20 protein-coding genes are annotated in these 22757 nt (G+C 50.7%); 5 read left to right on the top strand and 15 right to left on the bottom strand.

What is annotated here, in order from left to right:
- Window positions 1-30 precede the first annotated feature (30 nt).
- The 4 genes from ACZ5N7_RS17425 (at window position 31) to rarD (ending at window position 2463) form a co-directional block, all read left to right on the top strand.
- A complete protein-coding gene (locus tag ACZ5N7_RS17425) occupies window positions 31-663 on the top strand; it encodes a response regulator transcription factor (protein ID WP_464655884.1) in 633 nt (210 codons plus the stop codon).
- 146 nt (window positions 664-809) lie between these two features.
- Entirely contained in the window at window positions 810-1049 is a 240-nt protein-coding gene (locus ACZ5N7_RS17420; protein WP_464655883.1) for a hypothetical protein, read from the top strand.
- 233 nt (window positions 1050-1282) lie between these two features.
- On the top strand, window positions 1283-1561 hold the full coding sequence (locus ACZ5N7_RS17415) for a hypothetical protein (protein WP_464655882.1): 279 nt from the start codon (window positions 1283-1285) through the stop codon (window positions 1559-1561).
- On the top strand, window positions 1558-2463 hold the full coding sequence (rarD, locus tag ACZ5N7_RS17410; RefSeq protein WP_464655881.1) for an EamA family transporter RarD: 906 nt from the start codon (window positions 1558-1560) through the stop codon (window positions 2461-2463). The genes ACZ5N7_RS17415 and rarD overlap by 4 nt, the downstream gene beginning before the upstream one ends.
- Window positions 2464-2549: 86 nt before the next feature.
- Here the strand turns inward: rarD and ACZ5N7_RS17405 are convergent, their stop codons facing one another.
- The 10 genes from ACZ5N7_RS17405 to ACZ5N7_RS17360 form a co-directional block, all read right to left on the bottom strand.
- Window positions 2550-3527, bottom strand: coding sequence for an ATP-dependent DNA ligase (locus ACZ5N7_RS17405; RefSeq protein WP_464655880.1), 978 nt, complete (start codon window positions 3525-3527; stop codon window positions 2550-2552).
- A 47-nt stretch (window positions 3528-3574) separates the two neighbouring features.
- The gene (locus tag ACZ5N7_RS17400) at window positions 3575-3967 is read right to left on the bottom strand and encodes a hypothetical protein (protein ID WP_464655879.1); all 393 of its coding nucleotides are present in this window, start codon (window positions 3965-3967) and stop codon (window positions 3575-3577) included.
- A 121-nt stretch (window positions 3968-4088) separates the two neighbouring features.
- The gene (locus tag ACZ5N7_RS17395) at window positions 4089-4949 is read right to left on the bottom strand and encodes an alpha/beta fold hydrolase (protein WP_464655878.1); all 861 of its coding nucleotides are present in this window, start codon (window positions 4947-4949) and stop codon (window positions 4089-4091) included.
- Between the two features lie 103 nt (window positions 4950-5052).
- On the bottom strand, window positions 5053-6588 hold the full coding sequence (locus ACZ5N7_RS17390) for a solute symporter family protein (protein ID WP_464655877.1): 1536 nt from the start codon (window positions 6586-6588) through the stop codon (window positions 5053-5055).
- A gap of 191 nt (window positions 6589-6779) precedes the next feature.
- Window positions 6780-8294, bottom strand: coding sequence for a solute symporter family protein (locus ACZ5N7_RS17385; RefSeq protein WP_464655876.1), 1515 nt, complete (start codon window positions 8292-8294; stop codon window positions 6780-6782).
- A 5-nt stretch (window positions 8295-8299) separates the two neighbouring features.
- A complete protein-coding gene (locus ACZ5N7_RS17380; protein WP_464655875.1) occupies window positions 8300-8605 on the bottom strand; it encodes a DUF485 domain-containing protein in 306 nt (101 codons plus the stop codon).
- Window positions 8606-8630: 25 nt separating this feature from the next.
- A complete protein-coding gene (gene acsA / locus ACZ5N7_RS17375) occupies window positions 8631-10358 on the bottom strand; it encodes an acetate--CoA ligase (protein ID WP_464655874.1) in 1728 nt (575 codons plus the stop codon).
- A 254-nt stretch (window positions 10359-10612) separates the two neighbouring features.
- Window positions 10613-11383 (bottom strand): LytR/AlgR family response regulator transcription factor, encoded by a 771-nt coding sequence (locus ACZ5N7_RS17370; protein ID WP_464655873.1) that lies wholly within the window; start codon window positions 11381-11383, stop codon window positions 10613-10615.
- Window positions 11370-13133, bottom strand: a complete 1764-nt coding sequence (locus ACZ5N7_RS17365) for a LytS/YhcK type 5TM receptor domain-containing protein (RefSeq protein ID WP_464655872.1) — start codon at window positions 13131-13133, stop codon at window positions 11370-11372. The genes ACZ5N7_RS17370 and ACZ5N7_RS17365 overlap by 14 nt, the downstream gene beginning before the upstream one ends.
- 154 nt (window positions 13134-13287) lie before the next feature.
- Window positions 13288-14235 (bottom strand): MBL fold metallo-hydrolase, encoded by a 948-nt coding sequence (locus ACZ5N7_RS17360; RefSeq protein ID WP_464655871.1) that lies wholly within the window; start codon window positions 14233-14235, stop codon window positions 13288-13290.
- A gap of 296 nt (window positions 14236-14531) precedes the next feature.
- On the opposite strand from ACZ5N7_RS17360, the gene ACZ5N7_RS17355 reads away from it, so the two are divergent.
- Window positions 14532-15314, top strand: coding sequence for an alpha/beta fold hydrolase (locus tag ACZ5N7_RS17355; protein ID WP_464655870.1), 783 nt, complete (start codon window positions 14532-14534; stop codon window positions 15312-15314).
- Between the two features lie 123 nt (window positions 15315-15437).
- On the opposite strand, the gene ACZ5N7_RS17350 is transcribed toward ACZ5N7_RS17355, so the two are convergent.
- From ACZ5N7_RS17350 to ACZ5N7_RS17330, 5 genes are all read right to left on the bottom strand, one after another.
- Window positions 15438-17468 carry a glutaminase family protein gene (locus ACZ5N7_RS17350; RefSeq protein ID WP_464655869.1) on the bottom strand — a complete coding sequence of 677 codons (2031 nt, stop codon included), beginning with the start codon at window positions 17466-17468 and terminating at the stop codon, window positions 15438-15440.
- Window positions 17469-17489: 21 nt separating this feature from the next.
- Window positions 17490-19253 carry a glycoside hydrolase family 2 protein gene (locus ACZ5N7_RS17345; protein ID WP_464655868.1) on the bottom strand — a complete coding sequence of 588 codons (1764 nt, stop codon included), beginning with the start codon at window positions 19251-19253 and terminating at the stop codon, window positions 17490-17492.
- A gap of 15 nt (window positions 19254-19268) precedes the next feature.
- Window positions 19269-20093: a carbohydrate ABC transporter permease gene (locus ACZ5N7_RS17340; RefSeq protein WP_464655867.1), complete on the bottom strand. Its 825-nt coding sequence runs from the start codon at window positions 20091-20093 to the stop codon at window positions 19269-19271.
- Window positions 20094-20969, bottom strand: coding sequence for a carbohydrate ABC transporter permease (locus tag ACZ5N7_RS17335; RefSeq protein ID WP_464655866.1), 876 nt, complete (start codon window positions 20967-20969; stop codon window positions 20094-20096).
- 79 nt (window positions 20970-21048) lie between these two features.
- Window positions 21049-22341, bottom strand: a complete 1293-nt coding sequence (locus tag ACZ5N7_RS17330; RefSeq protein ID WP_464655865.1) for an ABC transporter substrate-binding protein — start codon at window positions 22339-22341, stop codon at window positions 21049-21051.
- Between the last annotated feature and the right edge of the window lie 416 nt (window positions 22342-22757).

The following is a 22757-nucleotide window of genomic DNA, read 5'->3' as shown; positions in this document are numbered from 1 at the left end:
ACCAAGCACGTACAAGGAGGAGCGAGTGAAGTGATCAAGCTGATCGTTGCGGATGACGATCCTTTTATCAGGGCGAGCTTTAAATACATATTGGATCAAGACCCGGGCATTGAAGTCCTGGACACCTTCGGGAACGGAGAAGAAGCCTATTCCTATTGTTTGCGGACCAAGGATGTAGACCTTGTGTTGATGGATATCCGAATGCCGGTTTGCGATGGTGTAGAGAGCGCCAAAAAAATCAAACGGGACCGGCCGGATGTGCACATCGTGATCCTTACCACCTTCGACGACGACGACTACATCGTAGAAGCGCTGAAGCATGGGGTGAACGGCTATCTCCTGAAAAATATTTCTCCCGGCCAAATCATCGAAGGCATCAAAATGGTGATGCAGGGCCATATGCTCGTCCATCCGGACGTTGCCAAAAAACTGCCGCTCTTCCTGCAGCAAACGACCCAAAAGACCAAAGATTTCGCAAAATTCGGAATTACCGCGACGGAACAGCAGGTCATCGAAAACATTGCCGAAGGCCTCTCCAACAAGGAAATCGCGGAAAGGCTGTATCTCAGCGAAGGAACCGTCAAAAATTACGTCACCCAAATATTGCAAAAGCTTCACCTGCGCGACCGCACGCAAATCGCCATTTTTTATTTGAGGCCTTAGTCGGCTGCCGAACGACCTTCCTGCCTCACCCTGTCGCTGGACCTGGGAGAAACGTTCAATTAGCGAAAAACTTCCCCACGGAAACAGGTTATATCTCCCAGTCATTTGGACATTCTATGTATGGGCGGCAGGAAAGCAGGTGCCAATTGATAAATAAAGACAATCTCTACGAATATTTCCATACGATGATCCATTCATCGGCAAAAGAACCGAAGTATATGTCGATTTCAACGGTTAGAGCGGCGGATATTTTGGGAGTGCAACCGTCAGATATTGAGCAAAAATTAAACGAGTTAGTAAGCGATGGAAGATTAGTTAAATCGCAGCTGCAGGACCATCCGCATAATGACATTTATATGCTGCCCTCCACAAATTCCCCGTCCTGACAGGCGGGGAATTTTGGCGTTAATAATACCTTTTATGAGAATTTATAAAAACATTTTGAGGTTTCGACAAAAATTAACAGCATCTCTGCCTTATGGTAAGCTATAATAGGTTCGGGAATTAGGTATAAAGACACTTTATTGCGGCAGTTAAAAAAACCGATATGTTTATTAAGCCCATAACAGCATTATTAACGGCAATTTACTTGATCACGCTATGCGCAGGGGGTGCCGGGATGGCAGTTTTAGATTCGTACAGGTTGTACGGGTTGACATTGATGGAAGCGCAGGATATTGAAAAGGCAGTTAGACGTCGGTGGAAAGCCGGATTTCGTCCTGATCATACTTATGAATTTATTAGTGAACGTCTCGATGATATTTATAACGATCCTCATTTAATGCGAGTAGACCGTAAGTATTTCCTTAGCAAACTGGAAAACTCCAGAAGATTCACGAATGATATGATAAATGAACTTTTTCCAGTAGAGTCACATATAAAGGGGAATCGCTTATGAAGAGGGGCATCATTTATGGAGTTTTAAGCTATTTATCTTGGGGGTTACTTCCTATATATTGGCACCTTTTTGAAACGATGTCCGCATGGGAGATTCTGGCCCATCGTATCGTATGGTCGTTCGTCTTTGTTGCCGTTCTTGTTTTTGCAGCAAGGCGCTGGAGGCAGCTAAAAGATGTCATTTCCGGTGGAAAAAGCAAAATTGCCGTCCTTCTTTGTTCCACTTTTATAAGCTTGAATTGGTTTCTGTTCATTTGGGCGGTTAATAACAATCATGTAATTGAAACGAGTCTGGGCTACTATATGAATCCGCTTATAAGTGTGTTATTCGCAGTTATTTTCTTGAAAGAAAGATTGCACATCGGTCAATGGATTGCAATTATTCTTGCGGGTTTTGGTGTTTTCATTATGGCGGTGCAATATGGGCATGTTCCGTGGGTAGCTATTTTTCTGACGATTTCCTTTGCGTTATACGGGCTTGCTAAAAAAATAGCAAAACTAGATGTCTTGTTAGGGCTCACATGGGAAACTATCTTTGTCTTTCCGGTTTCACTTTTCTTTTTGTTGTATGTTCAAATCGCAGGAACCTCTACTCTTGTTACTCTGTCAAGATTGTCTCTGATTCTATTACTATTATCCGGGACAGCCACAGCTTTGCCTTTGTTCTGGTTTGCCGAAGCAACCAAACGGCTTCCGCTCTCCATGGTCGGATTCATCCAATATATTGCCCCGACGACCAGTTTGCTGCTTGCGATTTTTATGTTCCACGAGCCTTTTACGAGAGCGCAATTGATTAGTTTTTCGTTTATTTGGTCCGGGTTAATAATATATTCGTTTGTGACATTCAGAGGTTCAAAATCGGCTCGGCATCTTAAAAGCAGCGTAGGCGAAGCGAGCGCTTAAGAACGAGAAATTGGGGTAGTTGCTCCACTGGACACATTGCTGTATTAGTTTACCGCGCATGCTCGTCCAGTCCCATCGCTTTCTGCTCAAGCTTGTCCGGTGCCCATCGTCTCTGCCTTTACCTGCCCAAAAACACAATCCTTCGGCGCGGTTTCCACAAAAGCCTGAATGCTCGGCTGACGCAGCGACCTTCCCTCGTCCAGCCGCCATTCCGTGTACTTCACTTTGACAGCCATCGTCGGCCGCACCCATATGGCATCTTTGTGACGTTCCGGATTGTTGGCAAAAGGGCGCTCTTTTATCACGTGAGGGGCCAGCTTCTCCGTCAGTGTGCGCCAATCCGACTGCGAGAGCCTGCCCGTTCCGGTGTGGCCTACATACCAAAATCGTCCTTCTTCGTCATATAAGCCGAGAAGAACGGCATTCACCGTGTCACCCCTGAGAGTAAACCCTCCGATTGCCGCAATGAGGTCCCCGTAATTTTTCACCTTGACCCAACTCTCGCTCTTCCCCCCGATCACATAGGTGCTGTCGAGATTTTTGCATACGATCCCTTCCATGCCCTGCCGCTTCATCAGCTCGAACAGCGCTTGCCCGTCAGGATGGGATGCCACATGCTGTACTATCCGGTTCGGAACCAACAGGCTGCCAAGCAGCTCCATCCGCTCACGCAGCGGCAGCTGATGCACCCAGCTTCCGTTATAAAATAAAATATCGAACACCATATAATAAACGGGGACTTCCTTACGCGCTTGTTCGACGCGTTCCATCCGCCGCAGCCCGTCCCTGCGCATGACTTCATGAAAGGAGGGCTTGCCGTCGGACCCCAGCGCAACCACCTCACCGTCCAGAATGGCCGATTCGGCCCGGCAGTAAGAGGCAATGTCGTGAAGCTCCGGATAATGGCGGGTCCGCTCGTTCAGCTTTCGGTTATACAAGGAGACGCCGCTGCCGTCGGCATACGTTAGAATTCGAACCCCGTCCCACTTGATTTGATATGTCCATAGGTCGCTAGCAGGGATGGTTTCATGCCTTACGGGTTCGAACGGGATGATGGGTTTCAATGAGTAAGCCTCCAAAAATCCATTTTATTAAACGTCACGCTTGCACCTTATTCCTTCGAGCACCGGCTCCAGATCACTCTGATCATAAGGACCAGACAAAACGACAGGGACTGCAGAAGAATAAGACTGCTATCCTCCGGGGAGAGCAGCATTTTTCGTGCCAAAACGGTCAGGAGAATATCGGTGAGCCGGATGGCGTTCCGCTCCCTTAACAGCTCCATAAATTCAAACACGAGAATCAACGAAAAAATATCCTCCGCCACTTGGTGAAACTGGTTCAGCACATAAGGAGGATCATTCAAGATGATCAGCCATTTTTCAACGAACCCGACCATACCGACGCACAGCGCGATGAGAATAATAATAAAGATGCCCAAATGCAGCCATGAGGCAAACTTGTACAGCAGATCCAGCATTTTTTTATATTGTCCACGGTTCATGACGCCAAATTTCAACTCCAGGAAGAGTATTCGCTAAACATTATCATGTCCAATTTGGATAACCGTGATAACCATAATTATCATTTCGGCCGATAATGCGCTAACACCCCATGCAGCAACTTCAATTTAAAAAAGCCAGACTGCGCGCATTTACAATGTCGGGCCGTTCCATCGGCAAACCGTGACCCGCGTTTTCGATCAGCTCTGCCTCCAGCTTCGGAATGAGTTTAAGCGCCCTATGAATCGCGGCACGCGCATCGTACTGCACATCCTGATCGCCGACCAGCAGCAGCAGAGGGCACTGTATCTTTTTCAACTCTTCGTCCGGCAAATAAGTTGCAAAAACTTTAATACGGGGGATGCAGTTTTGCATTGCTACGATAAACTGGTTTCTCACTGAGGAGTTGACGATGTTTCCTTTTGCGGCCATCCAGTCCATTAATTTGTTTAACCTATTGGCGGAGGGAAAGATGCCGGCCATCAAGCAGCGCAGAAAAAAGCTCTTTCTTTGGGGAAGCAGCGACGCTCCGGGACTCATCACGATCACCCTGCGCAGCCGTTCCGGCAGAAGCAGCGCGAAAATTAGCGCCAAAAAGCCTCCATAAGACAGTCCCATCACATTTGTTTTTTGTAAATGTAATCCGTCCAGCACATCCGCGAACCAATCGGCGCAATCTTGTTTACTTTCGATTTGCCGTGTCGCCACGCTTTTATTTATATCGCCGATAACATCCACCGCATACACGCGATGCTTGGAGCTAAGCGGCTTAATGTTATCCACCCACAAGGTGGAGCTGAAACCAAAACCATGCAGCAATACCAGCGGTTCACCGTCCTCAGGTCCGGCTGCTATGACATGGGTCATTCCAAAACGGGTAGCGACCTGCAGCGCTTCGTAAGGCACTTCCCACTGCTGCAGCGTCTGCTCATAAGCTTTGTTGAAAATGGCTTCCGCCCCTGGCCTTCTATAAATTGATTTCATAAAAAAGCTCCGTTCGTCAAAATTGATCATCAGACTAATGAGTGTTAGTTCCGGTAATTACTTTCCAAGCTTAACTAACGGGTGTTTGTTTGTCAATTAAAATTCATTCTGCCTGCCTGTTCTTTTCATCAACGGCCAGATTGGCCATCACGAGCATCCGGTTGAAACGGTCCGAAGGATTCGCTTTTAGCGACAGCCAGGTGCCGACGACTCCCCCGAGGAATCCGAGAGGAATGGAAACGATGCCGGGATTTTTCAGAGGAAAAATCGCGTCCGCACGGATCCAGCCGAGGGAAGGATCCATTACGTTCGGGCCGATGACGACGAGCAGTACAGAAGAAATCAGACCTGTGTACAGCCCTGTAATGGCACCGAATGTGTTGAATTTTCTCCAGAAAAAGGTTAGCAGCAGCACCGGCAAATTGGCGGAAGCCGCAACGGCAAAAGCGAGGGACACGAGAAACGCGACATTCAGCTTTTGGGCGCCGAGCGCGAGTATGATTGCCGCTAATCCGACGAAAACCGACGACCACTGTGCTACCCGCATCTGCTGGGCTTCCGTCGCTTGCCCTCTCCGGAGGATATTTCTGTACACATCATGTGAGAAAGCGGACGAGGCCGCCAGCACCAAACCCGACACAACCGCGAGGATGGTGGCAAACGCAACCGCCGTAATAAAGGCCATGAGAAACTCCCCGCCAAGCGCCTTCGCCAAAAGCGGAGCCGCCAGATTGTCACCGCTGAGCAGCTTTTGCCAATCGACAAATGCCGCCGCGCCGAAGCCGAGAAAAATCGTCATAACATAGAAGGCGCCAATGATCCAAATCGCCGTCATGACGGAAGATCGGACAGCCCGCGTATCCTTAACCGTATAGAACCGGGTGATGATATGCGGCAGACCTGCGGTTCCCAGCACCAGCGCCAGATTAAAGGACAGCGTGTCCAGCGGCCCCTCGAACATATTGCCCGGCTGTAAATATACAATACCCAGCGGCGTGGCGTGCGTCATGTGTGAATAAAGCGCTATCACATTCCAGTGAAAACGGGAAAGCACAATCAAACTGACGATAAACGTGCTGCATACGAGCAAAATAGCCTTGATGATCTGAACCCATGAGGTCGCCAGCATCCCGCCGAAAGCGACATAAATCGTCATCAGGCAGCCGACGATCATAATCGCGGACGAATAGTCAACGCCCATCAGCAGATGAATCAATCCCCCGGCTCCCACGAGCTGGGCGATCATATAGAAAATCGTGATTATAATATTGTTGATGGCGATACTGCCTCTCAGCAGGTTGTCCTGAAAACGTACGTCTATCGCGTCGGCCATCGTGTAACGTCCCAAGTTATACAACGGCTCGGCAATAATGTAGAGGACGATAACGTAAGAGGCCAGGAAACCGATCGAGTAATAAAACCCGTCAAAACCGTAAACCGCTATTGACCCGGCAATGCCGAGAAAAGATGCCGCGCTCATATAATCGCCTGAAATCGCCAGCCCATTCTGCACACCGCTCAGCCTGCTGCCGGCAGCATAATAATCGTTCGTGTTCATTGTCCGCTTGGCCGCATAGTATGTGATCACCAGCGTGCCGATGACGACTGCCAGAAAAAATACAAATCCCGAAATATTCACGCCGTCTTCCCCCTTTCCTGCCTGTCGCCTGGGGCTTGATGCATATATTTTCATCATCGCACATGAGCTGCCGAAAGAAAAGACGAAAAACGGCCGATCCATAGAGCGGTAACACCCCTTGTGGATCGGCCTTTATGTTCAGCGTAAGCTATTTTAGTTGATCAATCCCTTGCGTACCCTGTGGCTTAGTATCAAGCGCCTGTATTGGCTTTTACCATAATCTCCTGGTATTTGGCCTCGTCCTTTGTGCTGGAAAGCAGTGTTCCCACATAAGCCGCGACGAAGCCGAGAGGAATCGATATAATGCCCGGATTACTCATGCTGAAGAGCGGAGTCCCGACCAGAATCGCTTTTCCGGTTTGAGGATCCCAGACGTTCGGGCTGAGCGCGACCAAGATGATTGTGCTGAGCAAGCCGGTCAGCATACCGGTAATCGCCCCGGTGGTATTGAATCTTTTCCAGAACACGGTGAACAGGATGACCGGCAGATTCGCGCTGGCAGCCACGGCAAAAGCGAGCGATACCAGGAAAGCTACATTGAGCTTTTGGGCAAACAGCGACAGGATGATGGACAGCACCGATACCCCGATCGAGGCCCAGCGCGCAGCCTTCAGCTGTTCCTTCTCCGTGGCCTGGCCGCGGCGGAGGATATGGCCATAGAAATCGTGGGCGAAAGCCGATGCCGCCGACAGCACGAGCCCGGTAACAACCGCCAATATTGTGGCAAAAGCCACCGCAGAGATGAAGGCGAACAAGAAGTCTCCTCCCAACGCCTTGGCGAGAAGCGGAGCGGCCATATTGCCTGCTTTATCGACGGCTGTAATATTCTTTGCGCCAACGAACGCGGCTGCGCCGAAGCCGAGGAAGATGGTCATGATATAGAAAATTCCGATGATCCACGTGGCGTAAACGACGGAGCTGCGGGCGGTCGGCGCGTCTTTCACCGTGAAGAAGCGCGTCAGGATATGCGGCAGTCCGGCGGTGCCAAGCACCAAAGCGAGATTTAGCGAAATCGTCTCCAATGGAACTTTGTATTTATTGCCCGGATTCAGGAAAGCTTCCTGCAGGGGCGTAGCCGTTTTCATGTGCTCGAACATGTTGGTCAGGCTGAAGCCGAATTTGGCGAAAACAATCAGCGAGATGACAAATGTGCCGGCCATGAGCAGTACGGCTTTCGTGATCTGCACCCAGCTTGTGGCGTGCATACCGCCGAATACGACATACACGGTCATGAGCACGCCCACTATCAGGATGGATGTCGCGAAATCAAGTCCCAGGAGCAATTTGATCAAGGCGCCCGCCCCGACCAGCTGCGCGATCATATAAAAGATGGAAATGGCGATCGTGTTTAAAGCGGCGACCCCGCGCACTTTTTTGTCTTCAAACCTCGCGGCGATCATATCCGCAACCGTGTATTTCCCCAAATTTCTTAGCGGCTCTGCTACCAGATACAGCACAACAAGGTAAGCCACAAGAAATCCGATGCTGTAGAAAAATCCGTCGAAGCCTGAAAGAGCTATGGATCCGGCAATCCCTAGGAAGGAGGCGGCGGACATATAGTCTCCGGCTATCGCCGTCCCGTTCTGCCAGCCCTTCAATCCTCCGCCTGCGGTGTAAAAGTCGCTGGTGTTATTTGTATTTTTGGCGGCAAAATACGTAATGACCAGCGTTAGCAGGACAATCGCGCAAAACAGGGTAAATGCCATATTGGTTATGCCCCCATATCCCTTTTGATTTCGTCAACCATACGGTCAAATTGTGCCGATTTCCTGGAGTAAATGATGCACAATGCCCATGTCATAAGAAATTGGGCGAAGGCGAATATCCATGCCCATGAGATCGGCCCGATGGCCGGCTCGTTTAGCACTTTGGAGTACGAAGTCATGATCGGCAGTGCGAAATAAAAGACAAGGAAAAATATGGTCATCGGGAAAATAAACCGCTTTTTGCGGGAAATCAGCGTCCTAAACTTCTCGGATTGCCAGACTTCAGCGTAATCTTTTTGCTTACCCTTCATGCCGCTATCCCTCCAATGTTTAAATTTAATCTTCCAATGTGGAAAGGTCTCCTGTGGGCAGGCCTAATTCCTGGGCCTTCAGTACCCGGCGCATGATTTTGCCGGATCTGGTTTTGGGCAGTTTGGGCACAACCTCGAATTCCCGGGGCGCCGCGTGCGCGGACAGCCCGTTGCGGACAAACTGGCGAATCTCCTCCAGCAATTCGGGACTTTCATGATAGCCCTCCCGCAAGTTAATGAACGCTTTGATAATCTCGCCCCTGAGCGGGTCGGGCTTGCCGATGACGCCGGCTTCAGCCACGGCCGGATGCTCCACGAGCTTGCTTTCCACCTCGAACGGCCCGACTCGTTCGCCCGCCGTGTTGATCACATCGTCCACCCGTCCCTGGAACCAGAAGTAGCCGTCTTCGTCCATGTAAGCGGAATCCCCCGAAATGTACCAGCCTTCCAGGCGGAAGTATTCCTCGTACTTGGACGGATTGTTCCAAATCTGGCGCATCATCGACGGCCATCCGGAGCGTATCGCCAAATTCCCCAAACTGTAAGGCGGCAGTTCTTTGCCCTCATTATCCACGATCGCGGCTTGAATGCCGGGGAACGGTTTCCCCATCGAGCCCGGCCGCTTATCCAGGCACGGGAAGTTGACGATCATATGGCCGCCCGTTTCCGTCATCCACCATGTATCGTGAATGTGCTTGCCGTACACCTTCAATCCCCAGCGGATCACCTCCGGGTTCAGCGGTTCGCCGACGGAAAGCAGATGGCGAAGGCTGGACAAGTCGAACTGCTTCACAGTATCCTCGCCTGCCGACATCAGCATGCGGAATGACGTCGGAGCGCTGTACCATACAGTAACTTTATGATCCTGCAGGGTTTGATACCACCGTTCGTGAGAAAAACGTCCGCCGCGAACCAGGTTCGTCGCTCCGTTCAGCCAGGGTGCAAAAATGCCGTAGGATGTCCCTGTAACCCAGCCCGGATCCGCCGTGCACCAGTAAATATCGTTTTCCTGTAAATCCAGCACCCATTTCCCCGTAATGTAGTGTTGGATCATCGCCCTATGCACGTGAAGCACACCCTTCGGCTTACCTGTCGAGCCGGATGTGTAGTGCAGAATAAGCGGATGCTCCAGATCCACCCAAGCGATTTCCAATTCTTCGGAGGCTTCCGCCATCGCTTGATGAAAATCGATTTCACCGGGCAGCCATTCGGCCTGTTCATCGACGATAATGAGATATTTTAAATGCGGCAGCTTATCCCTTGGAATACGGTGTTTCAACGCAGAGGTCGTAATGACCGCCACCGCCTCGGAGTCAGCCAGCCGGTCCAGCACGGCGCCTTCCATAAAAGCTTCGAACAACGGGCCGACAATCGCCCCGATCTTTAACGTTCCAAATATGCCGACATATGTTTCAGGAGAGCGGGGCAGAAAGAAAAAGACGCGGTCCCCTTTCCCGATACCGAGGTTTAACAGCATATTTGCACACTTGTTGGACATTTTGCCGAGCTGTTCGAATGTATATTTTTCTTTACGGTCATCGGCTTCATAGATCAAAGCGACTTTATGCTTCAGCGGCCCTTCAGCGTGACGGTCGATCGCCTCGTAGGCCATATTGCATTTCCCTGTGCGGTGCCATGTAAAATGAGGCTCAATCTCTTCCCAGTCAAAATTATTGTAAGCGGATTCATAAGATTGAAGATTGTAGCTCCCCTGCCTGCTTGATATCGTTTCGATGAGATGTCTTTCTGCCATGAAATCAGCTCCTTGACGATTATTGAAAGCGCTTAAATGAATTATAAACGGTTTTGAACATTCTGTGACATAACCGTGCGCCAATCGTTCAAAAGAGAGTGTGAAGCGTTAAAAAGCAGGTCCGAACGGATTGCTTGGGGGCTATTTATCCATATTTTATCCAAAAAGGATTTGGCATTCCCCGGAAATAAGACCCGCGCATCCGACTCGTGATGGTGGGTCTTTTTATTCAGCCGTTGTTTAACCTTGCGTCGCTATTCACCCTTAAACATCCGGAACAATTCCTTGGCCGCTTCCCTCGACACGGGGATCGCAGTGCGTTTGGCATCCTTCAGAATGAGGTTATATGCCCCGTTAAACCACGGTACCAGCTCGTCGATCATTTTCAGATTAACCAGATAGCTGCGGTAGGGACGGAAAAAGGAGTAGCCTTCCAGCCTATCCTCCAGCTCCTGAAGCGTTTGTTTGGACGTGATGCACTGCCCCTCCGCCGTGTGAATACGGATGACCTTCTCCTCCCTGACCGCGTAAAGTATCGTTTCCGGATCGAGCAGCACGTGCTTTTCCCCGTCTTCGACCAGCAGTTTATTCAATCTCCCGCCCGGAGCGGACAGGCCCTTTCTTGGCGACAGGGAGGAAGGCTCCGGCTGCGGTTCGGCCAGCTTGGCTCGGATGCGCTGCAGTGTCTCTTTCAGCCGCAGCTGGCTGTAAGGCTTAAGTAAATAATCGACGGCGTTTAAGCCGAATGCCTCTACCGCGTAATCTTCATGAGCGGTCGTGAATACGATGAACGGGGAATGCGGCGACGACTTCAGCATGCGTGCCGCTTGTATGCCTTCCATCTCCGGCATCTGCACATCCAGAAACACGGCTTGGGGTTGCCAGGTCCGCACCATTTCCAGAAATTCCCTTCCGTTCACCGCGCTGGGAAGGAGCTCCAGATCGTCCTCATGCTGCAACAGATAGGACAGTTCTTCCCTGGCTAACCGTTCGTCTTCCGCTATCATTACTTTAATGCGCTTCATTCGACTCCCTCGCCTCCGCAAGCGTAGATGGTATGAAAAATTTGAACCGGCATCCGCCTTCCTCTTTATTTTCGATGCGCAGCCGTGCGTCTTTGCCAAAAAGAGCTATCAACCGCTGGTTTATGTTATAAATGCCGATGCCGTTGCCCTCGCTGCTCGACACCGGCTTCTCCCCCAGCTTGTCCAGCACTTCCGGCGGGATCCCGGTCCCGTTATCCTCGACGCAAATCTCCGCGCGCCCGCCAATTCTTTTTAATTCTATCCGGATCACGCCGCCGGCCGTTCTGCTGCGCAGCCCGTGCTGGATGCTGTTTTCCACCAATGGCTGAATCGTTGCGGGCGGAATGGGCAGCGCCTCAAGCTCCGGATCGATTTGGCAAACTACAGCCAGCCGGTCTTCAAACCGGATTTTGATGATTTCTATGTATGCGTTCAAAAGGTCCATCTCCTGCCGGATGGAAATCCGCTGAGAGGATATAATCTTCAAGTTGAGCCTCATGAACGTGCCGAGCTGCATTGTAACATGCCGCGCCATGTCGGGGTTAACGCGGATCAGCGATATGATCGAATTGAGCGTATTGAACAAAAAATGAGGGTTGATCTGGGCCTGCAGCACTTTGAGCTCGGCCTCCTTCATCAGGTGCGTCATTTTTTCGTGCATCGCGGCGCTTAGCTGGTAGGAGATGAGCTGGCCTAAGCCCTGTGCGAGGACGATTTCCACCGTGCGGATTTCCTGCGGCCGCTTGAAGTACAGCTTGATCAGCCCCGCTTCCGCAACGCCTTGGCTGATGGGAACAATAATCGCCGCTCCCAGCGCCCCATGATACGGCTGAATTTGCTCATGGCTGTCGGCGATCTGCAGTTCTCCGGTAGCCAGCGCCTTGCGGCACAGCGGGGAGTTGATCTCCTCTCCCGGCATGTGCACCGCTGCTCCGATACCGGCATGCGCCAGAATGCGCTCCGTGTCCGTGATCGCGACGGCCGCCGCTTTCAGCTCGCGCATCAATAAACCGGCGACGGCTTCGGCCGTTTGGTAGCCCAGCCCCTGCTTCAAGTGGGGAAGCGCAGCCTCGGCAATTTTCAGTGCCCTCTGCGTTTCGTAGGCCGCCGCCCGTTCCTCTTCAAGCATCGCAACTCGCAACATGGTCGTAAAAATGGCAATCGACACACTATTGGTCAGCACCATCGGGATGCCGATAAAATCGACCAACTCGATTGCCTTGCCGGGGGCATAGGTGCAGATGAGGATCATCCCCATCAGCAGAATCGGCGCAAACATGCCGATAAAAAGCGCTTTCACAGGAGAAATAACCCGCTCCTGGGAGAAGAACCTGGCTACCCCGCCGGCCAGGATTCCGGTCAGCGGCGAAGCGATGCCGAAAGCGAGCCCGGTAAATCCGCCGATATACAGCAAATGCGTCCCGGCGATCAGCCCCGCCCCGGCTCCAACAGCGGGCCCGCCCATCAGGCCGCCGATAACGACGCCGACCAACGCGGAATGCGCCACAGCTTGCTCCGGAGCAAGCGGAAACATCCAGAACGAGGAGGAGATTATATTATCCTGCACGACCACCCCGGCGTACGTCCCCAGGATACCGAATAATCCGAACAGGCAGGAAAAAATCAAGATGCTGCCGGCGGACTTTTTCCGGTCGAGCAGTTGGCGGAACAGAGGGATCCTCGTCAAGATAAACGTCAAAATGAGCAAAATCCCCATTCTTTCGAACAAAAGCAGCGTCAGCTCTTCCACAAGGACCCCTCCTCTCCCTGCATTCATTCTAGCACATTGGGAAGCGGATGGAGCAGGGGCTACGCTTATCCACAGCCGCACCTAAAATCATAATTTCCTATACAACAAATAAGTCACCAAGATTCACTTGGCGTTTTTTTATTCCAATGCCATCTCAAATCAACAAGCCATCATAGGCAATTTCCACCTTCACAGGAGCATTTTGTGCAAAATAAGCTTGGAGTCCCTCATGATCCAGATTATGCACATGGTTAATGTGCGTCGCCAGGATCCGTGTACCCGCGTTGATCGTGCCCTGCTCCAGAAGCATCTCCAACACCTTGACAAAGCTGTACACATCAAGATGCTCCGCACCGGCTCCAAGCGCAATAGAACCAAAAGTGCACTCCATGACGAGCAGGTCCAGGGTATGCGGCTTTAATAGTTCAAAGGTGTCTTCAAAATAATACCCGGTGTCCACAGCATAGTACATTTTACGGCCGTCCTGAAGAGTGATCAGGTAATTGGCGGCCTGTTCGCCTTTTCCGTGCGCCCGATGGTTGCCTTTCAACGCCTGAACTCTCATCCCTTCGATCTCATATTCCTTCAGATATTCGATTTCCACGAACTCAATAATTCCACGGTTTATCAAGGAAAGGTCGTATTCGCCAAGCTGTTCAAAAGCCCATTTATACGCGGGAGAAGTTAAATATACTTTCAGCGGCTCTTCCCTGCTGTCCAGTGCCATTTGGCGTAAACTGAACTGGCTGATGCAAAAATGGTCTTCATGCGTATGGGTCATGATAATGTGCCTGAGCTCATGCAGATTTACCCCGCAGTTTAAAGATTGGCTAAAAATATCCGGACCGAAATCGATATGTACCCGTTCATTCAGCCTAAGCGAGCTCCTTGTACGCACTTCCTTGCCGCCTTTTTGACGCGCGTTTTCACATATGCCGCATTTGCAGAACGGGTCCGGAATCCCTTCCGCTGCACTGGTTCCCAGAAAAGTTATCCCATATTCCATGCTCTTCACTTCTCCCATTATCATAATTTGACTGCTTCCCGCATTTTTGAAAATATTGCCTGTGCCGATGACTGCCAACTTCAATTTTCCCGCCATGGTATGCCTTCATAATCATTTTAAAAGTTACCCTTTTACAGCTCCTGCCATTATACCTTGAATTATATACTTCTGCATAAAAAGGAAAAAGAGAATAACCGGTATGACTGCCATCGCCTGTTCGCACTCTCGCTATATCAGATAGCTTAGTTCTATAGCTGAACATTTAGCGTAGTTCTATATTTGTCGGCACAGTTCCTCCCACATCGCGTACAAACAAGAGTAGACGCTCACCTATTTTTCCTTAGGTGAGTATCATAAGTTGTGTGCCACTTTAACTAAACGGAGGAATCGGCGTGGGATACTTTATCACTGTAGAACCAGGCGTAAATATATATGTGGAAGATATAAACCCCGGGGGCGGCAAGACCATTGTGTTTATACATGGTTGGCCGTTGAGCCATAAACAGTTTGAGTATCAGTTTGATGTTCTTCCAGCAATGGGATACCGCTGTATAGGAATTGACTGGAGAGGTTTCGGCAAGTCGGATAAACCGATGAGCGGCTACAATTATGACCGGTTGGCAGATGATCTCCGCACTGTAGTGGGTGCACTCCATTTAGACAACTTCACACTTGCGGGTCACTCCACTGGCGGAGCGATTGCGATTCATTATATGGCCCGGCACAATGGTTACGGAGTGTCCAAACTTGCTCTTATAGACGCGGCAGCGCCCACAGGCTTAACAAAAGAAACTGCCGACAGACTTCTGATCGAAACATTAAATGACCGGCCCAAGATGATGCGGGGAGTGACGGACACCTTTTTCTTTCAGTATATAACCGGCCCGTTCTCAGACTGGTTTTTCCAGTTGGGATTGCAAGCAGCAGGATGGTCAACCGCGGCAATCATAATTTTGTTAAGAGACGAGAAGCTTGATGCTGATCTGCAAAAAATAATCATCCCAACTTTAATCATTCACGGCATTCATGACAAAGTGATTCCATTTGCACAAGCTCACGTACTAAATCAAAAAATAAGGAATTCACAGCTTGTCCCGTTTCAATACAGCGGTCATGGCCCTTTCTGGGAAGAACGCGACAAGTTTAACAAGCTATTGATGCAATTTGTAGGCTGATAGCTCTGTTCGGCCGACCTACGGAGAGAGATAGAGCAAAATTAACCAGCTAAGGAAGATAAACTATAACAAGCTTTTCCTCAAAAAAAGAGGGCGCAGGATTTGATCCTGTGCCCCGCCATTTTACAGAGTCATCAAAGACTCCCTCTCGTTTGCCAATGACCCTTTGTCCGACAAAATCTTGATAAACAGGCCGCCTACAACCGAGCGGTTGATCATATCGACAACTCTTCCGTCAATCGTATAGTACCAGTCCGTAAACGGAACTCGCGGGGTGGATTCGTGCAGGAAATCCCACAGCGGATTCACCAGTTCTTCGAAATCCTCCCGTTTGTCAGCCAGCGTGGCGGCCCAGAGGAGCCAATCGGCTTTCGCATAAGTTTTGCGGTTGTCCAGAGGCGTGCCGTAACGATTGCGTTTGGCCAAATAATAGGCGGTCTCTTTGCGGCGGATTTCCGGAGCAAACAGATTTAAACCGAAGATCGTGTCCCAGACCAAATTATATTTCAGACTCCAACTGTCCGGGACATCGAATGCGAGTCTGTAATGGTCGCCGTCGCAGGCCATTTCTTCCCACTGAACAGCCATCTCCCGTGCCAGCCGCAAATGTTCGTCCTTCTCCTGCTCCATTCCCTGCATGCCGCAGAGCAAGCCGTAGCTGCCGATGCCGATGATCGCCTTCACGGCTAAATTTGTATTATGCGCCAAATGGCCGCCAAAATCATCCGTGCACAGCTGTTTGCCGGGGTCCATGCCGTTTTCCTTCAAATACTCCGCCCACTGCGTGAGCAACTGCCAGTGTTCGGAGGCGAAATCCGACTTCCCCTCCGCCAGGCATACAGCCGCAGCCATAATCAGCATATTGCCGCATTCTTCAATCGGCATCTGCCGTTCGATGTTCAATCCGTACGCCTGGCCATTGGCGATCGGGTAACGCCCGACATCGTGGGGAGCGAACGGATAAGGCCACTCGTCGGAACCGGCATATCGGAAAACAGGCCGCATCATCCCTTTGACAAGCTCGGTGTTGTACAGCAAAAACAGCGGGATCGAAGGATAGCTTACGTCCACCGTCCCCATGCAGCCGTTGCTGAAATTTTCTTTTGAGAAAAACACAACGTTCCCCGCTTCATCCTGCACCAATTTGTGGGCAGCGATAGCCTGGCGGTAAGCCAGCGACAAAATATCGGCGTACTTCTGCCCGCCGGAATCCAGCGCATCCTGCCGCACCTGTTGGTTTACCGCTTGGCACCTGCTCATGATAGACGGGTATTCGCTTACTGCGGCCGCCAGCATTTGTCCGGTCGTCATCCCGTTTCTCCTCCAATACGCGGGAAGCCGGGTATGGAAATACTCGACCGACAGAATATCGTCGTAAGCCAGAACAAGGAAGCCGGACTGCTCCTCCGCTCCGATCCGGCCCAGATCGAGCATCGCCGCCATGACCGGCATATTCTCCTCCGCCGCACGCGGCATATCGGTGTCAAGCTCTGCATCGAATGCCCCGCTGTCCGCCACCATGCGGCGCAGCTGCTCTGAACGGATCGTCGTTTGGGCAGGTACGGAAGAAGGCACCACCAGGTAAGCATACCCCCAGTCGATTCGCACATCGTCGCCTTTTCGCTGCAGCACAGCCTGTTTCCTCGTGCCCATTTTCAACGCCTGGCTGCCGTCCGGCTGCTTGAACCCTGTCCATTCGACCTGCTGCTGCGGACTGTGGACACAAACCTCAGCCGTCACATCGTAATAAATCTGTACATTATGGTCATGCCCGTCCAATGAACGAACTTGGAAAGTAACATACGAAGCCGGCCTTGACAATACGTCCAGATCATCAAGCAGCAGCGGTGTAGTAAAGTCCACAGTCAAGGAAATCCCGCCCGCCTCGAACGTGTATACCGTGGATAAAGGCAGCACGACGAGGCTCGTCTGCAGCATCGCCGGAGCTGCCAGCGCCTCTACATCGTTGCGGATATCGGCGCCGCCCATAAACCGCCATGCCGCTCCATCGATTAAGGCCATTCCAAACATGCCGTGGTTATGCTTCGTCCAATGACGGGTCACCCCTTCATGCAGACGATCGTTGAACGACCAAATACTGAAGTAAGGGTCAACGGTAACTAGCGGTACTGCGGGCGGTCTCAGGGCTTCCATTTATTTTTCCTCCTTGGATGTTTAGGAAAGATTAATGTCGCGAATTTTTTGCGGGTCGATTTTCGGCTTTCTGTCTGCCGTGAGCAGGCCGTTGATTTCTTGCTGGACGTCGGTAGTCTGGGTATAGCAGAAGCCGCATACATAAGGCACTTGCTTAATGGCCTGTGTAATGTCTTTGTACCTTTGCAGGAAATCTTCTTCCGACTTGACCATACTGCCGTACCCCCAGCCTTTTCCCTCGTCGAACGCGATGCCGCCGTACTCGCTGATGATGATTGGCTGGCCCTTATATTCATAGCCTTGGGCAAACGCCAGCTTGTAATTGCTGAAGGAACGCTCGTTGCTGACCAGCGGCTCCTTATCCGTGTAACGGGCAGCGAACCTTGCGCCAAATTCCTCATAGTCATGCAGGGTGAGAATGTCCGAAACGGTATGCTCCCAGCCGTCGTTCACGACCACCGGCCTGGTGGAATCGAGCGACTTCGTCAGATGGTAGATCGTTTCGGTAAAAGCCTGCTGCTTCCGATCGGTCAACACTTGAGGAATCCCCCACGATTCGTTGAACGGCACCCAAGTTACGATACACGGATGATTGTAATTCTGCCGGACGATATCCGCCCATTCCTGCGAGAAATGACTCACCGCTTCATCCGAGAACTCGTAAGCGGCCGCCATTTCGGACCATACCAGCAGTCCTTTCCGGTCGCACCAGTACAAAAATCTCGCGTCTTCGATCTTTTGGTGTTTTCTGACGCCGTTGAAGCCCATCTCCAGCGTCTTGTCGATGTCCTCGATGATCGCTTCCTCGGATGGAGGCGTCAGCAGGCTGTCCGGCCAGTATCCCTGGTCAAGCAGCAGCCGTTGATACAGAGGCTGGTTATTCAAATATATGTATCCGTTCTCGATAGAGATTTTTCTCATTCCAAAATACGAGGTCACGCGGTCCACCGGTTGTTCGCCGTCATATAAAACAAACTCCACGTCGTACAGGTTCGGCCGGTTCGGATGCCAGAGCATAACTCTCCATTCATGGATGTCGCTTGTGATGTCCAGGCTCAGGCTCACCGACTCCCTGTCGACGAGGGACGATACTTTCTTCACCGGCTTTCCTTGGAACGTTATCGCCGTTTCGACACGCAAATCCCGTCCGGCCATACCGTCTATCTGATACTCAAAACGAACGGAGCGGGTATCGATGTCCGGTGTTATTTTCACATCGCGGATGCAGGCGGCGTCCAGAAACTCGAGCCATACCGTTTGCCAGATCCCGGTAGTCTGCGTGTACCAGCAGCCGTAGTTCTCGTCTTTCCATCTCTGTTTTCCTCTCGGCTGGAAGCAGCTCATGCTGTCTTCGGCTTTGACCACGACGTTCTGCTCGCTTTGGAAATCCTGGATCGCATAGGTAATATCGAACGAAAAAGCCGCATACCCGCCAACGTGCTGGCCGATAAAAATACCGTTTACCCAGACCTTGGTCCGATAATCTGACGCTTGAAAATGGAGAATGACCCGCTTGCCTTCATATTCCGCCGGAAGCTGCAATTTTTTCTGATACCATACGTTGTTGTGGTGCGCTTCTTCCCCGATTCCGCTGGCCTTGCTTTCATAGCTGAAAGGGACGATAATTTTGCGGTCCATCACAGATCCGTTATACCACTGCTGAAATTCGCCAATGTTGCCGTCATCAAAGCGGAAGTCCCACTCCCCGTTCAAATTCATCCAATCCGGCCTTGCAAACTGCGGTCTCGGGTATTCCTGGCGCACCCCTTTATTTTCGTCTACCATTACAATTCTCCTCTCTTATCCTTTGATTCCGGTGAAGCTGATCCCTTGTACAATTTGTTTTTCAAACAGAATAAAAGCAATGATGACCGGTATGGAGGCTATGGCGTTGACCGTCATGGGAGTGACATAATCCACCGTGTAGTTCGACAGCAGAGTAGGAATGCCGACCGGCAGCGTATAAAGCTCCTCGCTCGTGATGGACAAATAGGGCCACAGAAAATTGTTCCACGAACCGATAAATGTGAAGATCGCGAGCGACGCAAGCGCCGGTTTGGCCAAAGGCAGGACGATGGTGCTGTAAATCCTGAACAAGCCGCACCCGTCCATCTCCGCGCTCTCTAGGACTTCTTTAGGCACACCGTCGAAAAAGCTTTTCAGAATGACGACCCCAAGCGGAGCAGCAATTCCCGGAAAAATAATGCCCAGGTAGCTGTCCAGCAAGTCCATATCTTTGACAACGGCATACAGCGGAATGATTGTCGCCTCTCCCGGAATCATCAAGCCTGCGACAAAAAACAGAAAAATCCAATTTTTATAATGAAAATCAATTTTGGAAACGGCAAAAGCGGCCAGAGATGTGAACAGCACGGTCAGTACCGTTTTGACAAGCGCGATAAACAGGCTGTTTCCCATCCACCTGAGCATCGGCGTTTTGCCGAGCACGTTAGCGTAATTCATAAAAGTATAAGGCGGCAGAAACCAGTCGATGAGCGTTTTGATCGGAGTGCCTTCCGTCTTGACAGAGACGAACAGCATCCAGACGACCGGGATCAGGAAAAATAACGCAAGGATAAAAGCCAGGACCAGCCGGACTCTCGTCAGCAGAGCGGGTGACTTCACCTAGACCTCCTCCTTAGGCTTTAGTTTGAGCTGTACAAAGGCGAGCACCAGCAAAATGACGAACAGTGCGTAAGACATGGTGGCTGCGTAGCCCAGATCGTTATTTTTAAATCCGGTTTCATAAATGTATTGGATGATCGGCCTTGTCTTGGTGCCCGGTCCCCCTCTAGTAATGAGCCAAATCTGGGAGAACACTTTGTACGAAGCGATAATTTGCAGCAGGAGGATCATCCTCGTGATAGGCGCAAGGAGCGGCAGAGTCACATGCCAGAACAGCTGGCTGTCGGTGGCTCCGTCGATTTTTCCCGCCTCATACAAATAGTCGGGGATATCCTGCAGTGAAGCGAGATACAAAATCATATTGAAACCGACCGTCCACCATAGCGTCACGCTTATGATCGATACCCACGCCAGCCTGTTGTCGGCCAGCCAGAACGGCTCGGCCTTGCTGCCCAGCAGATGAAGGAAAGAATTCACAAATCCGGTGTAGGGCTGCAGCATGAAGATGGCCAAGAAGGAAATGACGGATACGGATAAAACTCCCGGAAGAAAGAAGCTCCCCCGGAAAAAGGTCCGGAATTTCGTTTTCATGTTGGCAAACAGCGCTAGAACCAAAGCGAGCACAACCATCGCCGGAGTGGACAAAAGCACGAATAAGGTGGTATTCCATAGAGCCTGCCAAAATTGCGGATCTTTGAACATCGCTGTATAGTTGGCGAAACCCACGTAGTCCATCTGCTTGATAAGAGTCCATTGATAGAGGCTCATCTGCAAGCCTTTCAGCATGGGGTACACCGTGAACAGGACATAGACGATGAAAAAAGGAAGCAGGAAAGGCACTGCCTTGATGTTCCCGGTCATTTTCTTGCTCTTCATTGCGCACCTCTCTCACGATATCCGGGTTGGCCCGGAGGAAAGCCTCCGGGCGGCCAGGACTATAGATTTCGCAAGGCGATCACTTGATGACGGTCTTCAGTTCCTCCTGCATTTTCTTGAACGCTTCTTCCGCAGGGACAGTATTGCTCCAGATCGTATCCAGGTTGCGGATGATGACCGTTTTCATCGGCCAGTTATACGGCGACTGCTTGTTGAACACAACGGTGTCGGCTACTGAAACATAATCGCTGCGGTAAGGAAGCTTTTTGAATTCGGGATCGTCGACGATCTTCGCTTTTGCCGGGATGTGTCCCGCCTTCGCCCAGATTTCGCCGTGGTCGGCAACGTATTTCATAAAGGCCAAAGCCGCTTTTTGTTTATTCGCATCCTGTTTTTTCTGCATCGGCTGGATCAGCGTGTGGGAATCTCCCCATGTGGCCTGCTTGTCAAAAAACTTCGGGATCGGCATTACGCCGAATTCCAGTCCACTCGTTTGTTCCATTGTTCCGGTGTTCCATACGCCTGACATGAAGAATCCCGAGTTGCCCGCCTGGAAGGTCTTCGTAAAGTTTTCCAGGTTCAGCGGGATGACTTGATGCTTATGGTATAAGTCCTTGATATAATTCGCCGCCTTGACGGCCTTATCCATATCGATTGATGGCGTTTTCAAATCATCGGCGATGACATCCTTCCCGCCCAATTGGTGATAAAGCGACCACCAGAGCCGGTACGGATCGTCCCCTTTACTTGGGAAAGCGAAAGCCATTTGATTGTTCTGCAGACTGGCCTTCAGCTTGACGGCAAAGCTTACAAAGCCTTCTGCGGATTGTTCCATCACCGGCTTGCCTTTGTCGTCGAGCAGGCCGGCCTGTTTCAAAAGCTTTTTGTTATAAAACATAATAAACGGGTGCGTGTCGATCGGAATCGCGTAATGTTTGCCGTTCACCACCGTGGAGTTTAAAATGTTCTGGTTGAACAGGTTCCAGTCCAGGTTTTCTGTTTTCGCGATCGGATCCAGTTCATTGACGACGCCCTGCTTGATCAGCTCGGGCAGCTTGGAGGTATGGGACACACCGATGTCCGGCCCGTTGCCGGAGGATACTCCCGTGATCAGCTTGGTGTAATATTCCGCCCACTCCAGCTTCACGTTCTTCACTTGGGTGTTCGGATTTTCTTTGTTGAAGCCGTCGATCATCTGCTGCATGAAATCCCCGTCGCCGCCGCTGAACAAGGACCAGAACACCAGTTCAACCTTCTGGTTGGACGAAGCCGGCTTTTTGTCCCCTTCTGCGGATTTTGTGCCTGATGAACATGCTGCGAGCAGACTGAATGCAAGGACTAGTGACAGTAACAATGAAAGCCCTTTCTTCAAAGCTTGCACTCCCCTTTCAAGATTGTTTTTTTGTAAGTCAGCACAAACACTGTATCTGTTTTATTACAATGTTTATGTAACTTATTAGAGGAAAATTCGCTGTTTCTCAGGTGTTTAGATGGGTAAAATAGAATAATATGGTATGTAACCGCTTTTATTATACCATTTATTTACTTATTTACAATATAGTTGTAATAAATAAAAGTCTTTTTTCGAGTCTGACTATCGACCGTGCAGCCCCGAAGCGCGTGCCGGAGAGGTGCGCGCGTTAGAAAAGTAACAAAATCCACCCTTCAGGTAAATAAGACAGCGTACCTGTTTATCATGACTGGGACTGGACTAGTTCATAGCAGACTGGATTACTTTGATGAACGTGAAAATATACCGGGCTTCCCTCTCGGATATTTCCCGGAATT

The sequence above is a fragment of the Paenibacillus sp. JCM 18996 genome (assembly GCF_055392555.1).
The sequence above is the reverse complement of the archived record's forward strand: the minus strand, read 5'-3'. Positions and strand labels throughout refer to the sequence as shown.

Bases quoted from the DNA above. Each gene is read 5' to 3' on its own strand.
- ACZ5N7_RS17415 (WP_464655882.1), top strand. From the start codon at position 1,283: ATGGCAGTTTTAGATTCGTACAGGTTGTACGGGTTGACATTGATGGAA.
- rarD (WP_464655881.1), top strand. From the start codon at position 1,558: ATGAAGAGGGGCATCATTTATGGAGTTTTAAGCTATTTATCTTGGGGG.
- ACZ5N7_RS17400 (WP_464655879.1), bottom strand. From the start codon at position 3,967: ATGAACCGTGGACAATATAAAAAAATGCTGGATCTGCTGTACAAGTTT.
- ACZ5N7_RS17395 (WP_464655878.1), bottom strand. From the start codon at position 4,949: ATGAAATCAATTTATAGAAGGCCAGGGGCGGAAGCCATTTTCAACAAA.
- ACZ5N7_RS17385 (WP_464655876.1), bottom strand. From the start codon at position 8,294: ATGGCATTTACCCTGTTTTGCGCGATTGTCCTGCTAACGCTGGTCATT.
- ACZ5N7_RS17380 (WP_464655875.1), bottom strand. From the start codon at position 8,605: ATGAAGGGTAAGCAAAAAGATTACGCTGAAGTCTGGCAATCCGAGAAG.
- acsA (WP_464655874.1), bottom strand. From the start codon at position 10,358: ATGGCAGAAAGACATCTCATCGAAACGATATCAAGCAGGCAGGGGAGC.
- ACZ5N7_RS17370 (WP_464655873.1), bottom strand. From the start codon at position 11,383: ATGAAGCGCATTAAAGTAATGATAGCGGAAGACGAACGGTTAGCCAGG.
- ACZ5N7_RS17360 (WP_464655871.1), bottom strand. From the start codon at position 14,235: ATGGCGGGAAAATTGAAGTTGGCAGTCATCGGCACAGGCAATATTTTC.
- ACZ5N7_RS17350 (WP_464655869.1), bottom strand. From the start codon at position 17,468: ATGGAAGCCCTGAGACCGCCCGCAGTACCGCTAGTTACCGTTGACCCT.
- ACZ5N7_RS17345 (WP_464655868.1), bottom strand. From the start codon at position 19,253: ATGGTAGACGAAAATAAAGGGGTGCGCCAGGAATACCCGAGACCGCAG.
- ACZ5N7_RS17335 (WP_464655866.1), bottom strand. From the start codon at position 20,969: ATGAAGAGCAAGAAAATGACCGGGAACATCAAGGCAGTGCCTTTCCTG.